Source organism: Brevundimonas sp. GW821-FHT10E09 (assembly GCF_058809375.1).
In genome coordinates, this window is record NZ_JBXASO010000005.1 from 108522 (window position 1) to 121861 (window position 13340).

At 67.5% G+C, this 13340-nt stretch carries 16 protein-coding genes and 2 pseudogenes; 11 read left to right on the plus strand and 7 right to left on the minus strand.

Annotated elements, in window-relative coordinates:
- Positions 1-34: 34 nt before the first annotated feature.
- The gene (locus tag AC1RSI_RS06385) at positions 35-646 is read left to right on the plus strand and encodes a TIGR02466 family protein (RefSeq protein ID WP_008259957.1); all 612 of its coding nucleotides are present in this window, start codon (positions 35-37) and stop codon (positions 644-646) included.
- Between the two features lie 707 nt (positions 647-1353).
- On the opposite strand, the gene AC1RSI_RS06390 is transcribed toward AC1RSI_RS06385, so the two are convergent.
- From AC1RSI_RS06390 to AC1RSI_RS06400, 3 genes are all read right to left on the minus strand, one after another.
- Entirely contained in the window at positions 1354-1782 is a 429-nt protein-coding gene (locus AC1RSI_RS06390) for a J domain-containing protein (RefSeq protein ID WP_035308290.1), read from the minus strand.
- 16 nt (positions 1783-1798) lie between these two features.
- Positions 1799-2635: a division plane positioning ATPase MipZ gene (locus AC1RSI_RS06395; RefSeq protein WP_035308288.1), complete on the minus strand. Its 837-nt coding sequence runs from the start codon at positions 2633-2635 to the stop codon at positions 1799-1801.
- A 127-nt stretch (positions 2636-2762) separates the two neighbouring features.
- Positions 2763-3425, minus strand: coding sequence for an SPOR domain-containing protein (locus tag AC1RSI_RS06400; protein WP_196066325.1), 663 nt, complete (start codon positions 3423-3425; stop codon positions 2763-2765).
- A 120-nt stretch (positions 3426-3545) separates the two neighbouring features.
- On the opposite strand from AC1RSI_RS06400, the gene panC reads away from it, so the two are divergent.
- Positions 3546-4406: a pantoate--beta-alanine ligase gene (gene panC / locus AC1RSI_RS06405; RefSeq protein WP_154725528.1), complete on the plus strand. Its 861-nt coding sequence runs from the start codon at positions 3546-3548 to the stop codon at positions 4404-4406.
- A gap of 122 nt (positions 4407-4528) precedes the next feature.
- Here the strand turns inward: panC and AC1RSI_RS06410 are convergent, their stop codons facing one another.
- Complete coding sequence (locus AC1RSI_RS06410; RefSeq protein WP_154725529.1) at positions 4529-5272, minus strand: hypothetical protein; 744 nt, start codon at positions 5270-5272, stop codon at positions 4529-4531.
- 110 nt (positions 5273-5382) lie between these two features.
- On the opposite strand from AC1RSI_RS06410, the gene AC1RSI_RS06415 reads away from it, so the two are divergent.
- Both AC1RSI_RS06415 and AC1RSI_RS06420 read left to right on the plus strand, forming a co-directional pair.
- The gene (locus AC1RSI_RS06415) at positions 5383-5988 is read left to right on the plus strand and encodes an LOG family protein (RefSeq protein WP_154725530.1); all 606 of its coding nucleotides are present in this window, start codon (positions 5383-5385) and stop codon (positions 5986-5988) included.
- A gap of 104 nt (positions 5989-6092) precedes the next feature.
- Positions 6093-6386 (plus strand): DUF8200 family protein, encoded by a 294-nt coding sequence (locus AC1RSI_RS06420; RefSeq protein WP_035308281.1) that lies wholly within the window; start codon positions 6093-6095, stop codon positions 6384-6386.
- A gap of 16 nt (positions 6387-6402) precedes the next feature.
- Here the strand turns inward: AC1RSI_RS06420 and gltX are convergent, their stop codons facing one another.
- Entirely contained in the window at positions 6403-7737 is a 1335-nt protein-coding gene (gltX, locus tag AC1RSI_RS06425) for a glutamate--tRNA ligase (RefSeq protein WP_154725531.1), read from the minus strand.
- Between the two features lie 104 nt (positions 7738-7841).
- Here gltX and AC1RSI_RS06430 point away from each other — a divergent pair, with 104 nt between their 5' ends.
- Complete coding sequence (locus AC1RSI_RS06430; RefSeq protein ID WP_050771660.1) at positions 7842-8105, plus strand: type II toxin-antitoxin system VapB family antitoxin; 264 nt, start codon at positions 7842-7844, stop codon at positions 8103-8105.
- Entirely contained in the window at positions 8102-8494 is a 393-nt protein-coding gene (locus AC1RSI_RS06435; RefSeq protein ID WP_008260490.1) for a type II toxin-antitoxin system VapC family toxin, read from the plus strand. Before AC1RSI_RS06430 ends, AC1RSI_RS06435 begins: the two co-directional genes overlap by 4 nt.
- Positions 8495-8496: 2 nt before the next feature.
- Here the strand turns inward: AC1RSI_RS06435 and dksA are convergent, their stop codons facing one another.
- Entirely contained in the window at positions 8497-8931 is a 435-nt protein-coding gene (gene dksA / locus AC1RSI_RS06440; RefSeq protein ID WP_081836181.1) for an RNA polymerase-binding protein DksA, read from the minus strand.
- 169 nt (positions 8932-9100) lie between these two features.
- The gene (locus AC1RSI_RS06445; protein ID WP_291755376.1) at positions 9101-9532 is read right to left on the minus strand and encodes a flagellar assembly protein FliX; all 432 of its coding nucleotides are present in this window, start codon (positions 9530-9532) and stop codon (positions 9101-9103) included.
- A gap of 184 nt (positions 9533-9716) precedes the next feature.
- Here AC1RSI_RS06445 and AC1RSI_RS06450 point away from each other — a divergent pair, with 184 nt between their 5' ends.
- The 5 genes and pseudogenes from AC1RSI_RS06450 to AC1RSI_RS06470 form a co-directional block, all read left to right on the plus strand.
- Complete coding sequence (locus AC1RSI_RS06450; protein ID WP_035308278.1) at positions 9717-10832, plus strand: flagellar basal body P-ring protein FlgI; 1116 nt, start codon at positions 9717-9719, stop codon at positions 10830-10832.
- A gap of 2 nt (positions 10833-10834) precedes the next feature.
- On the plus strand, positions 10835-11146 hold the full coding sequence (locus tag AC1RSI_RS06455) for a rod-binding protein (RefSeq protein WP_008263546.1): 312 nt from the start codon (positions 10835-10837) through the stop codon (positions 11144-11146).
- On the plus strand, positions 11143-11580 hold the full coding sequence (locus tag AC1RSI_RS06460; RefSeq protein ID WP_008259237.1) for a hypothetical protein: 438 nt from the start codon (positions 11143-11145) through the stop codon (positions 11578-11580). Before AC1RSI_RS06455 ends, AC1RSI_RS06460 begins: the two co-directional genes overlap by 4 nt.
- Positions 11581-12375: 795 nt before the next feature.
- A pseudogene (locus AC1RSI_RS06465) lies at positions 12376-13146 on the plus strand (EAL domain-containing protein); the annotation flags it as partial.
- A 49-nt stretch (positions 13147-13195) separates the two neighbouring features.
- A pseudogene (locus AC1RSI_RS06470) lies at positions 13196-13258 on the plus strand (hypothetical protein); the annotation flags it as partial.
- Between the last annotated feature and the right edge of the window lie 82 nt (positions 13259-13340).

The following is a 13340-nucleotide window of genomic DNA, read 5'->3' on the forward strand; positions in this document are numbered from 1 at the left end:
TGAAGTTTCCCTCGCCTTCCGCTATCCCTCCTCCATGTCCCTGCGCCCCCTCTTCGTCACCCAGGTCTATGAAGCCTCCCTCGCCGAGGGCCGAGGCTGGGCCGAGTTCAACGAGCAACTGATCGACGTCGTCCGCATGATGGCCGAGGAGGACGCGGCCGGCCGCCGCTGGTGCCGCGACAACGCCTATCGCGGCTACACCTCCTACGCCTCGCTGAACGACCTGCCCCAGCGCTTCCCCGAGTTCGCCGAGTTGAAACGCCACCTCGACCGGCACGCCGTCGCCTACGCCAAGGCCCTGAATTTCGACCTGGCCCGCAAGCCCCGGCTCGACAATCTCTGGGTCAACATCCTCAAGCCCGGCGGCGGCCACACCAGCCATATCCATCCTCACGCCTTCCTGTCGGGCACCGTCTATATCGACATCCCTGACGGCGCCTCGTCGCTGAAACTGGAAGACCCCCGCCTGCCCTTCATGATGGCCCGCCCCTCCGTCACCGAGGACGCGACCGAGGCCGAACGCCCCTTCGTCTATCTGACGCCCCGCCCCGGCACGATCCTGATGTGGGAAAGCTGGCTGCGCCACGAGGTCCCGACCAACCAGGCCAAGTCCGACCGCATCTCGATCAGCTTCAACTACGCCTGAGACGAACTTCCGCCCCATTCCAGCGTCGCCCGATTGAATGGCGCGCTGTCTCGGGACCCCCGTAGGGGTGGAGGGGCTCTTGGCGCCCCACCAACTTTTCCGAGGCGTTTGCCCCCTCCGTCACGGCGCTTTGCGCCGCGACACCTCCCCCAAGGGGGGAGGAATGCGAACACCAAAATCCTCCCCCCTTGGGGGAGGTGGATCGCCGGCGAAGCCGGCGAGACGGAGGGGGCCCGAACGGCCCCAACTGTCACAATGACGCTGGTCCTGCCGTAACGTTTCCAAGGGCTTGTCAGTTTCTCGCCCCGACTTCCCCGCCAGGGTCTCCCCGCCCCCTATAATCACGCCCGGTCTCGTCGCTTGGAGGGCTCGCTTGGCCTGCGACCTTGCGGCGGCGGGAGCGGATGGAACGGGAGCGGGGGTGCAACTCCTCCGCGCCGACGGCGACACATGGTGCGCCGGCGGAGGGTCGAGGGGGATACTCGATCGCACTCGGGACGGTTCTTCGCAGACCCTGCCGACCCGTCGCAGGCTTATGGGGTTAGGCGATAAGACCGCCACCGCTCGGCGCCCCGAGCTTGCAGGCCAACCAACCGCGCGGGGCGTCAAACCTTCGTCGAAACGGTAACCAAAACACAAAACTCCGGGCGAAGGCCCGGCGCCCCGCCCAGCCCTCCATGAACTTCGCAGCGAAAGCGCGGGGACGATCAGTCGCGTCCGGTCTTTCTCAACAGCCTGTCCCGCGCCGCATTGACCCGCGTCGCCAGGCCCTCGGTTCCGCCCTGGTCGGGGTGGGCGCGGCCCATGGCCTTTTTCCAGGCCGTGCGGATCTCGGGCTCGGTCGCGCCGGGACGCACGCCCAGAACGGCGCGGGCGTCGGCTTCGCTGATCGGTTCGGATCGCACCACGGGCCGGATGCGCGACGACCAGGCCAGATACAGCCCCGCCGTCGCCAGCACGCCCGCCCACAGCCAGGCGCCGCGAAACGCCGACAAGGCGCCTCCGGCCAGCAGCACCGCTCCCAGCAGGGTCGCCGTCACGCGCCAATGGGCCCGGCCGCGCCGCTCGGTCTGGCGGCCCAGCCGCACCAGGGCCCAGACGGCGATCGCCGCCAGGGCCAGCCAGATCAGGCCCATACGCTCAGATCGCCTTTCAGGCGGCCACGTCCAGAGGGGCCAGGGCCTGTTCCAGCCCCATGGCCTTCATCAGATTGCGCAGTTCCTGGCGCGCCGCGACATGGGCCAGGGACACGGCCACCGGACGGATGTCGTTCGACAGGTCGGCGACGGTCAGGCCGAACGGGAACAGTTCGCGATAGATGACCCGGTCGCGCAGGCCCGGCCCGACGCGGAAACCGACCCGTTTGGCCAGCTTGTTCATCCGCTCTTCCAGGCGTTTGCGGTTGCGCGCCTCGGCGACGGCCAGGCGATTGGTCACCACCAGCCAGTCGATGGTGGCGTTCCGGCCCTGGCTGATCGCCCGGACCTTGCGCGCCTCCCAGACGCTTTCGGAATAGATCGAGGGTTTCAGCAGATCCAGCGACACGGGGTCCACCTCGCCCAGCAGGTCGAAGTCGACGAAACTGTCGTTCATCGGCGTCACGATCTGGTCAGCCCGCGCGTGGGCCGCGCTGGACACGGCGGTGTCGCCGCCGGGGGTGTCGATCAGGATGGCGTCCACCCCGGCCGCCACGGCCTCGTCGAAGGCGCGTTCGAAGGCGGCGATCTGCTCGTCCACCCCGCCCTTGGCCAGGGCCTTGCCGTCGCCCATGTCGGGCATGAAGGGCTGGGGCAATTCCTGCCTGTTCGCCGCCAGCCAGGCCAGGCGATTGGTGAAGAACCGCTGCATCGACCGCTGGCGCAGGTCCAGATCGATGATCGCGACAGAGCGCCCCGCATGCAGCAGGCCGGTGACGATATGGATCGCCAGGGTGGACTTGCCCGCCCCGCCCTTCTCGTTGCCGAGGACGATCACGTGAGGCTGCGTCATGGAGGAAACCCTCTGTGGCGACCGACGCGACTCAACACTGCGCGGCCTTCGGACGGGGCAGAGTCGGCGCACCGGCCGCAAACGTCAACGAGGCGTTAACGCGTAGCTGTGGACTTCAGCCCGAAGTTCAGCTGGCGCGGCGGCACCACGGGTCCGCCACCTGGGCGGCGGCGCACAGGGCGGACGCGGCCTCGACCGGAATCGGCCCGACCTTCAGCCGCGTCAGGCTGCGGCCGTTGACCTCGACGCCCTCGAACACCGGCGACAGGTTCGACAGGCTGGCGCGGGCCTTCAGCTGCGTCCAGGCGGCCTGCGCCCCGGCCCGGCTGGAATAGGCGCCCAGCTGGACCATGCGGCCTTCGGCGCGCGGACCTGCGTCAACGACGGCGGGGCGCAGCATGGGCGGCTCGCTCCGCGCGACAGCCTGTTCGACCATGGCCCTGGCCACGACCGGCGCAGCGGCGCGCAGGGCCGGCTCGACCGCCGGCTCCGCCATACGCGTCACGGCGCCGCGCAGGCCGTCGTCGCTCTTGTCTTCGGCCAACGCCAGAGAGCCGCCCCGGCTCAGGACGTCCCGCGCATCCCACATCTGATGCGGCGTGAGCACCGCCACATGCACGGGTGAGAATTTGGCGGGACGCAAGCCCTGGGCCTGCGCTGTCTGACGCGACGCCGCGCCGGGACCGATGGCCTTGGGATCCAGCGGGATGTCGATGGCGGCCACGCGCTCGGCCATCGCCTGGAAACTCTGGCGGTCGCCCTCGACCGCCCCACAGCCGGCAAGGGCCAAGGTAAGCGCGATCAGAACTGGACGGGTCGCTCGTGCTGGCGTCATAAGCACGACCCTAGCCGCCAGGGTTTGAAGTCTGGTGCATCAACACGCTTAAGCCAAAGGGTTAACCGCTTCACCATGACCGAGCCTGCGTCCCTCCCCGTCGTCCACACCGTGGCGGATTTGCGCGCCGTCGTGCGTGACTGGAAAAGACAAGGCCTGACCGTCGGCATGGTTCCGACCATGGGCGCCCTGCACGAAGGCCATCTGACCCTGGTGCGCGAGGCCGGCCGCCGCGCCGACCGCGTCGTGGCCTCCAACTTCGTCAATCCGACCCAGTTCGCCGCCAACGAGGACCTGGGCCGCTATCCTCGCCGTCAGGAGGAGGACGCCCGCCTGCTGGCCGGCGCCGGCTGCCATCTGATGTTCGCCCCGACGCCGGAGGAAATGTACCCGCAGGGCTTCGCCACCAGCGTCGCCGTGGCCGGGCCTGCGCTTGGGCTGGAAGGCGATTTCCGGCCCCAGATGTTCGGCGGGGTCGCCCTGGTCGTGACCAAGCTGTTCAACCAGGTCCAGCCCGACGTCGCCGTGTTCGGCGAGAAGGACTATCAGCAGCTGATGGTGATCCGTCGCTTCGTCCGCGACCTGGACCTGCCGGTCGAGATCATCGGCGCCCCGACCCAGCGGGATGAGACCGGCCTCGCCCTGTCTTCGCGCAACGACTATCTGTCCGACGCCGAACTGGCCGTCGCCCGCCGCCTGAACGTGATCCTGGCCGAGGCCGCCGCCGGCGCCGCCGCGGGCCGCCCACTGCCCGGCGTCGAACGGGACGCCTATTCCGCCATCCTCAAGGCCGGGTTCGAACGGATCGACTATGTCGCCGTTCGCCATGCCGAGGACCTGTCGCCGTTCCGCGACGGCGTCGTCGACGCCCCGGCGCGCATCCTGGCCGCCGCCTGGCTGGGCAAGACCCGGCTGATCGACAACCGGGCCGTCTGAGCTCGAGACAAAAAGAACCCGACGCGGACGCCGGGTTGAAAAAGGTTCGGTGATGGTGCGTCCCAAAAAGGGACAGATCCTTCATTGGACGCTTCGGTTAACAACTTCCTAAGTTCGGCGCCCTAGGCGCCGCGATCCGGAAGCCAGACGGTCTGACGGCCGCTGGGTCCCGTCGGCCAGGTCAGTCGCCAGCCTTCGCCGGCTCGCACCGGGGTGAAGTCCGACTGGGCGCCCAATCCGGGAAAGGCGAACCGTGTCCCGTCGATGTCGATCGTGGCGGCCCCGCCGCCCGGCGCCCTGGCCCGCCAGCGCCCGCCCGGTCCGCGCATGACCTCCGCGCGCTCCCCGTCGATCAGAACGACCGGGGGCGCGCCGTTCGATCGGCCGGACACGATGACCGCCGATCCATCGGAATCGACCGCGTCCAGCGCGCCTTGACCGTCCAGCCGCACCGTCGGCTCGCCGGCCGCGACCAGCACGATAGGCCCCGCCCCGCCCCTAATCAGCACCAGAGTTTCGGGAGACGGCGCGGCGTCCTCGCCGACCTGAACCTCGGGCGTCAGCCGGATGTCCCCCGGCGCGGCCGGAACGCGCAGCTCGAATCGTCCCGTAGCGTCGGCGCCGACCGCCACCGCCGCCCCGTCGGCCCCGCGTAGCACAACGCGAGCGTCGGGCCCCGCCCGGCCCTGAACCAGGATCATCGCCCCGTCGCGCCTTGCGGTCTGAACATGAGGAGGCTGCACCCAGGGGGAGGTCGCCTCAGCGTCCACCGCGCGCGGCGCGCCCTCGCCGTCCCGGGAACAGGCCGACAGGGCCGCGACCATAGTCACGGATACGGCGGCCATGGCGATGATCCGACGTTTCATCCTGCGTCCCGACGATATAAGGCTGGCGGCCAAGCGCCCGGGGATTCTGTTACCCCGACCGCCGCCGGTTTGGCCATGGGCCGAGCCAGCATTCGTTCAGTTGAGGCTCCATGTCCCTGCCCCCCGTTTTGATCCAGCCCTTCGACGGCCCGTCCGTCTGCCTGTTCTGCGGCTCTTCCGACCGCGCCGATCCCGCCTACACCGAGGCCGCCCGCGCCTTCGGCAGGGCCACCGCCGAGGCGGGCTGGCGTCTGGTCTATGGCGGCGGCGGCGTGGGCCTGATGGGCGCCTCGGCGCGCGGCGCCCATGACGCCGGCGGCCGTGTCGTCGGCATCATGCCGGCCTTCCTGCGCAGCCGCGAACGCCTGTTCGACGAGGTCGAGACCGTCGTCGTCACCTCGATGCACGAGCGCAAACAGCTGATGTACGACCAGTCCGACGCCTTCGTGGTCGCGCCCGGCGGCATCGGCACCTTGGAAGAAGTCGTGGAACTGCTGTCTTGGAAACGCCTGGACCTGCACCAGAAGCCGGTTGTCTTCCTGAACCTGAACGGCTTCTGGGAAGGCTTCTTCGCCCTGATGCGTCACAGCGTGGACGAAGGCATGACCCCCGCCTCCTTCCTTGACGCCTGGACGGTGGCGGAGTCGGTGGAAGAGGCCATGGTGCTGATCCAGGGCGACGCCGACACGGCCGTGCAGCAATATGATCGCCGATAGGTGATCGGCGCTAACAAATAATGCGGGCGCGTCTTGACAGTTTTTATCGAAAACTGACATTGGCGCGACGGCACGACGCCGTTCTTCAATCCGGAGACTTGCTCATGCGCGCCCTGCTCATCGCCGCCGCTCTGTTCGCGGCCGCCCCGGCCGTGGCCCAGGCCCCCGCCGCCACCCGCCTGACCCTGGCCGATTCGGCCAAGGCGCCGGCCCGCGCCACCATCATAGACGGCGCCCGCTGGTCCTGCGAAGGCGCGGCCTGCACCGCCTCGGGCGGCACGGAACAGCCGGCGACGCGCGCCTGCCGCCGCGTGGTGCAGAAGTTCGGCCCCGTGACCGCCTTCACCTACAAGGGAACCGAGCTGAGCGCTGAAGAACTGGCGGTCTGCAACGCCTGATCGGGCGGGGGCGGCCTTAGGCCGCCTCGCCTTTCAGCCGCCGCTGAATGGTCTCACGACCGATCAGCGGCGCCATGGCCGCCATGTCGGGCCCATGCGCCTGACCCGTCAGGGCCAGACGCAACGGCATGAACAGGGCCTTGCCCTTGGCGCCGGTCTCGGTCTTGACGGCGTTGGTCCAGGCGGACCAGGCGGTGTCGTCGATCACTTCCGGCAGCAGGGCGGCGGCGGCGTCGATGAAGGCCGCGTCCTCGATCACCGGCTGGATCGGGCCGCGTACGATCTTCGCCATTTCAACCACATCGGCGAACCTGCTGAGGTTGCCCCGCACCACCGACCAGAAGGCCTCGCCCAGGTCGGCGTCCAGCGTCTGTAGCCGCGGCTGGGCCGTGAGGTAGTCCATGACGTGCAGCGCCTGGGCGTTCAGCCGGTCCAGGTCCGCCGTGTCATAGCGCGCCGGCGAACGTCCCATCTTGGTGAAGGCGAAACTGGCGCCCAGAGCCTGCACCGACTCGGCCACTTCCAGCGGATCCGAGGTGCCGATCCGGCCCAGATGGCTGGTGATGGCGATCGGCTCATAGCCCTGGTCGCGCATGTCGCTGATCGACAGCGAACCCAGACGTTTCGACAGGGCCGCGCCGTCGGCGCCGACCAGCAGCGGCATATGGGCGAAGCCGGGAATCGTCGCGCCCAGGGCTTCGAAGATCTCGATCTGGGCGCCGGTGTTGGTGACGTGGTCCTCGCCCCGGATGATGTGGCTGATGGCCATGTCGATGTCGTCGACCACGGACGGCAGGGTGTAGAGGAACAGGCCGTCCTCGCGGATCAGGACCGGGTCGGACATGGAGGCGGTGTCGACCTCGGCATGGCCGCGCGCAAGGTCTTCCCAGGCGACGCGCTTGCCTTCCAGCTTGAAGCGCCAGTGGGGACGACGGCCCTCGGCCTCATAGGCGGCCTTCTGATCTTCGGTCAGCTCAAGCGCGGCGCGGTCATAGATCGGCGGCAGGCCGCGCGACAACTGCACCTTGCGACGGCGATCCAGTTCGTCGGCGGTCTCATAGGCGGGATAAAGCCGGCCGGACGCCTTCAGCCTGGCGGCGGCCTCTTCGTAGCGGTCGAACCGCTTGGACTGGTTGTAACGCTCGTCCCAGGTCAGACCCAGCCAGGACAGGTCGTCCTCGATCCCCTGTTCGAACTCGGGCGTGGAGCGCGCCAGATCGGTGTCGTCGATGCGCAGCACGAACGAGCCGCCCTGCCCCTTGGCGAACAGCCAGTTCACCAGGGCGGTGCGGACATTGCCGACGTGCAACTTACCCGTCGGCGACGGGGCGAAACGAACCTTGACGGACATGAGATAGCGACCTTGAAAGCGAGGCGGCTAGGTCGCGCCGCAACCCGGCGAAGTCAAGGCGCGGGTTGGATCGAAACACCCGTCATGATAGACTTATCGCCGTCATGAACGCTCCCGTGCAGATCAGGAAGCCCGAAGTCGCCGAACGACTACGCCAACGCGCCAAGAGCGAAGGCAAGTCGATCACCGAACTGGTGGAGACGATGCTGGCTGAGCGCATCGCGGCGGACGAAGCTCAAACATCCGAAGACGCCGCGCGCCGTCGCGCGGCGGTCGAAGCCATCCTGGCTCGCGTCAGCGCGATGCCGAGATTGGCGACATGGCCAACGGACGACGATTTTTATGACGAGGACGGCCTTCCAAAATGATCGTCGTCGATGCGTCGGCTTTGGTCGCCATCTTGGCCGGAGAGCCGGAGGCAGACGCTTTTATAAAGTTGCTGGTTGAAACACCGTCACTGTTGTCGCCGCTCGGGTTTTGGGAGACGACAGTCGCCGCGCGCCGCGTCCTCGGCCCCGACGGCCAGCAAAGTCTGCTCGCGCTGATGGATGCTCTTCGCATTGAGATCACTGCCGCAGGCGGAGAGACGGCGCGGATCGCGGTGGAAGCCGAGACAAGGTTCGGCAAACGCACGCCAGCCAGGCTGAACCTGGGCGACTGTTTCGCCTACGCCCTGGCGAAGGAACGCAACCTGCCCCTGCTCTACAAGGGCGACGATTTCAGCCGGACCGACATCGAACCGGCCTTGCCCGTCTGAGATCAGTCGTCGCGGTGGACGCGTTCGCGGCGTTCGTGGCGTTCCTGGGCCTCGACCGACAGGGTCGCCGTCGGGCGGGCCTCGAGACGTCCCAGGCCGATCGGTTCGCCGGTGTCCTCGCAATAGCCGTAGGACCCGTCCTCGATCCGACGCAGGGCGTCATCGATCTTGGAGATCAGCTTGCGTTGACGATCCCGGGTGCGCAACTCCAGCGCGCGATCCGATTCCGACGAAGCCCGATCCACCAGATCGGGGTGGTTTTCGGTCTCGGCCTTCAGATTGACCACCGTGCCCTTGGACTCTCGAAGGATGTCGTCCTTCCAGTCCAGAAGCTTTTTCTTGAAATAGGCAAGCTGCCGTTCACTCATGAACGGCTCGTCGTCAGACGGCCGATACGGACCGGTTTCGTCGGACACAACGGACGCCAAAGCGTTCATCGCACTCACGCTCTCTAAGCACGCCCCCCTGTGGCGTATGGGCCGTATAGTGGGGTCCGCGAGTCCCGGCAACGGCGTTCGCGATTCCGTGATCATGATTAGGCGAAGCGTTGAACCGCGTGACATTTGGCGCGCAGTTTTCGCGCTCCGATTTGAAATACTGAAGCTTTCAGCTTTCGGAGCTGCGGCGGCGCATCTCCGCCTTGGCCAGTTCCACCGATGCTCTCAGGTCGATCTGGTCCAGCAGGTCGTTCAGCCCTGCATCCCCGTCATCGGGCCGATCCTCGCGCAACGTCCGGGAGAGTTGCTGCAGCACGGCCTCGTCCGGCTCGCCGGACAACAGGGCCATCTTCATCTCGTCCAGCCGGTCCAGCAGACCTGCGCCACGCCTCACCGCTCGACGCCGCTTCTCCAGCGGGCCCTCGATCCCCTGGAGCGCCATCAGGGCCGAGACGTCATTGACCCCCGATGTCGCCGCACTGGCGGAGGCGGCGGACGGCGCGGCGGTCGCGCCGGTCTGGCCCAACGAAAATCCGGCGCTGGCGCGCGCAGGCTTGCCGCCCGTCGGCGCGCTGGGTCCCGTAGTCCCTGTGACCTTCATCGGCGGAGGCTCCGTCTCATGAGACCACCCTTTGGCGAACGGGATGACCTTTTGGTTAACGCCCAGGCAAAAACTGCCGCCGCCTCGACTCTCTTCACAGCATCAATCCCCCTTTTTCAATGACTTGAGCCACGGCACGATCTTCGCATCATAATGAATGAAACGCCTTTGGGACGTCCGACCGATGCAGAATCTGCTTGCCCGCCTTGTCGCGCCTCTCACCGCCTTTGCTGCGCTGGGCCTCGTCGCGTCTCCAGCCCTGGCCCAGTCACGAATCAAGGATATCGCCGCCGTCGAGGGCGTTCGCGGCAACCAGCTGGTCGGATACGGCATGGTCATGGGGCTGAACGGAACCGGCGACTCGCTCCGCAACTGCCCCTTCACCCGTCAATCGCTGGAAGGCATGACCGAGCGTCTCGGGGTCAATATCCGCGGCGCCAACGCCAACACCAAGAACATGGCCGCCGTCATGGTCTCGGCCGAGCTGCCGGCCTTCGCCACGCCCGGCTCGCGCATCGACGTCAATGTCTCATCCATGTGCGACGCCAAGAGCCTCCTGGGCGGGGCGCTGGTCGTCACCAGCCTCCAGGGCGCCGACGGCCAGGTCTATGCGGTCGCCCAGGGTTCGGTTCAGACCGGCGCCGTCTCGGCTTCCGGCGGTTCAGGCTCGTCGGTGACGCGCGGCGTGCCGACCGCCGGCCGCATCGCCTCGGGGGCCTCGGTCGAGCGCGAGACCGGGTTCGAGATGTCCAATATGAACGAGGTGCGCCTGAACCTGCGCAACCCCGACTTCACCACGGCCCAACGCGTCGCCGCCGTGGTCAACGCTGCCTATCCCGGCACGGCCCTGGCCGAGAACGGCACGGTCGTCACCCTGCGCGCGCCCGGCCAGCTGGGCATGGCGGGCTTCATCAGCCGCGTGGAGAACCTGGCGGTCACGGTCGATTCGCCGGCCAAGGTGATCATCGACGAGGTCAACGGCGTCATCGTCATGGGCGATGCGGTGCGGATCTCGCGCGTCGCCATCGCCCAGGGCAATCTGACCATATCGGTCGATGAACAACTGTCCGTCAGTCAACCTGCCCCCTTCAGCCAGGGCCAGACCGCCGTCATCCCCGACTCCCAGGTCAGCGTCGAAGAGGATCTGGGCACCCAGATGCGGATCGTCGGCGGTGGAACCAGCCTGTCCACCCTGGTCAACGGCCTGAACGCCCTGGGCGTCAGCCCGCGCGACATGATCAGCATCCTACAGGCCATCAAGGCGTCGGGCGCCCTGCAGGCCGACATCGAGGTGATGTGACCATGACCGACCTGTCTGTCCCTACCGACCTGATCCGCCCCGTCCAGGGCCTGGCCGCCGGCGTCGGCGATGCGACCAAGGCCAAGATCAAGGAAACCGCCGAGGCCTTCGAAGCGTCCTTCCTGTCGCAGATGCTGAAGCCGATGTTCGAAGGCCTGTCGACCGACGGCCTGTTCGGCGGCGGTCAGGGCGAAGCGACCTGGCGCAGCTTCCTGCTGGACGAGATGGCCAAGAAGACGGTCGCAGCGGGCGGCATCGGCCTGGCGGGGCCGGTGATGAACGAAATGCTGAAGATGCAGGAGGGCGCGCAATGAGCGACGCCGAACTCGCCACCGCCCGCGTCCGCCAGTTGCTCGACCTGACGCGCCGCCTGACGGATCGCCTGGCCGCCGAAACGCGGGCCTTCGAAGAAGGCAGGCCCCAGGACGTCGCCGCCAGCCTGGCCGAGACACAGGAGATGGCCAACCTCTATCGTCGCGACTCCGGCCATGTGAAAGCCAATCCCGCCCTGCTCAGCGGCGGCCTGGCGACCGATCGGATGGCGTTGATCGAAGCCACGCGCGCCTTTGACGCCGTTCTGTCTCGCCACGCCAGCGCAGTCGAGGCGGCGCGGAAGATTTCGGAAGGCCTGGTGCGCGCCATCGCCCATGAGGTCGCCGCCGCCCGCACGCCCGCTTCGGCCTATGCCGCCGACGGCCGCGCCGCACAGGGCGACGGTCGCGCCGTCGCCTTCAACCGCAAGGCCTGACTCCGGCACGTTTCGACAACCGCGGTCGTTGTCGCCGTTGCCGATTTTTTAAGCGCCGCCATGCATGCTGTCGGCATGTCGATGACTGCTCGCCTCCTGGGTCTGGCCTTTGCATCTGCGGATGCGCTCGTCGAGATCGACGCCAAGGGCTCCGTGGCCTTCGCCTTGGGGGCCGGGCCGTCTCCGGGCCAGGATGTCGGCGCCCTGTGGACCGGCAAGCCGCTGCTCGATTTCCTGCATGAAGGCGCAGGGGCCGTCGAAACTCTGCTGGCCACCAAGCCGGGCGGGCGCAGTCCCGCCACACAAATCCTGATCCGCGTCGGAACGGACCGGGTTCGACGCGCCTCGCTCCGGGCCTTCATCCTGCCTCAGCTGGCCCCCGCCATATCCTGCTCGATCTCCTATGAAGGTCCCGCCATCGCACTGGCGGACGTCGAGACCCCGCCCCTGTCGGATGCGGAAGGATTTCTGGCTCAGGCGGCCTGTATCGTCGAGGGCGCCCCAGGCCTGTCTCTGGCCTTTCTTGATATCAGAGGCCTCGAATGCCTCGGCGGCGAAGTCGCCGACAAGGTGTATCGCCGCATCGAGGCGACGCTGCAGTCCGCCGCCGCGCAGGGCTCGTCAGCCGCCCAGATCACGCCTGAACGTTTCGCCGTCCTGCGCCCCAGCGGCGACACGCGTGACCTGGCGGCCGAGATCGTCGAGGCTGGCCGCGCGGAAGGCGTGGACCTGGGCGCCGAGTCCTTTATCTCCAGCGTTCCCAAAGGCGCCGACACCCTTTGCGTGTTGCGCGCCATGCGGTTCGCCATCGAAGGCTGCCTCAAGGATGACGGCCTGGCCAATCCGCAGATCGCTTTCTCGGACTCGCTGAAACGCACCTTCCGCGACGCCGAGGCCTTCCGCAACGTGGTCAAGTCGCGTGAGTTCCAGGTTCACTACCAGCCCATTGTTCATCTCGCCTCTCGCTCGGTCCACCATTTCGAGGCCCTGGCGCGGTTCAGCTCCAACAACAACGGCCCGGCCAACGCCATCCGCATGGCCGAGGAGCTGGATCTGATCGAATCCTTCGATCTCGCCGTCGCCGAAAAGGTGCTGAAACGCATGCGGGCGCCGGGCGCCGGCCTGCTGAAGATGGCGATCAACGTCTCCGGATCCTCCCTGGGCGACGACACCTATGTCGAACAGCTGCTGCACATGACCGCCGGATCGCCGGCAGAGCGCAAACGCCTGATCGTCGAGGTCACCGAGACGTCAGCCCTGGCCGACATAGAGGCGGCCAACCGCCGCCTGGCCGCCCTGCGCGAAACCGGGATCAAGGTCTGTATCGACGACTTCGGCTCCGGCGCCGCTTCCTACGACTACCTCCGCAAGCTGACGGTCGATGCGGTCAAGATCGACGGCTCCCTGGTGCGCGATCTCGAGACGGACGAATTGGGCCGCGACTTGCTGCGCAATATCGTGGAGCTGTGCCGTTCCATGAAGCTCGAGACCATCGCCGAAATGATCGAGACCGAAGGCGTCGTGACCGAGTTGAAGGCGCTCGGCGTGGAATACGGCCAGGGTTGGCTGTTCGGCCGGGCCGAGGCGGAGCCCCGCACCCAGTTGGCCAGCGCCGCGCCCGTCCGCCGCCGTGGAGCGGTCGAAGCCTGGGGCTGAGATCAGGGATATGACGTATTGACCTGATCAGTCTTCACCGGGCTTGACGCGAATCGCTCCATATACCATCGGTATGCGCGGCCAAGTCCGGGTTGGATGCAGGC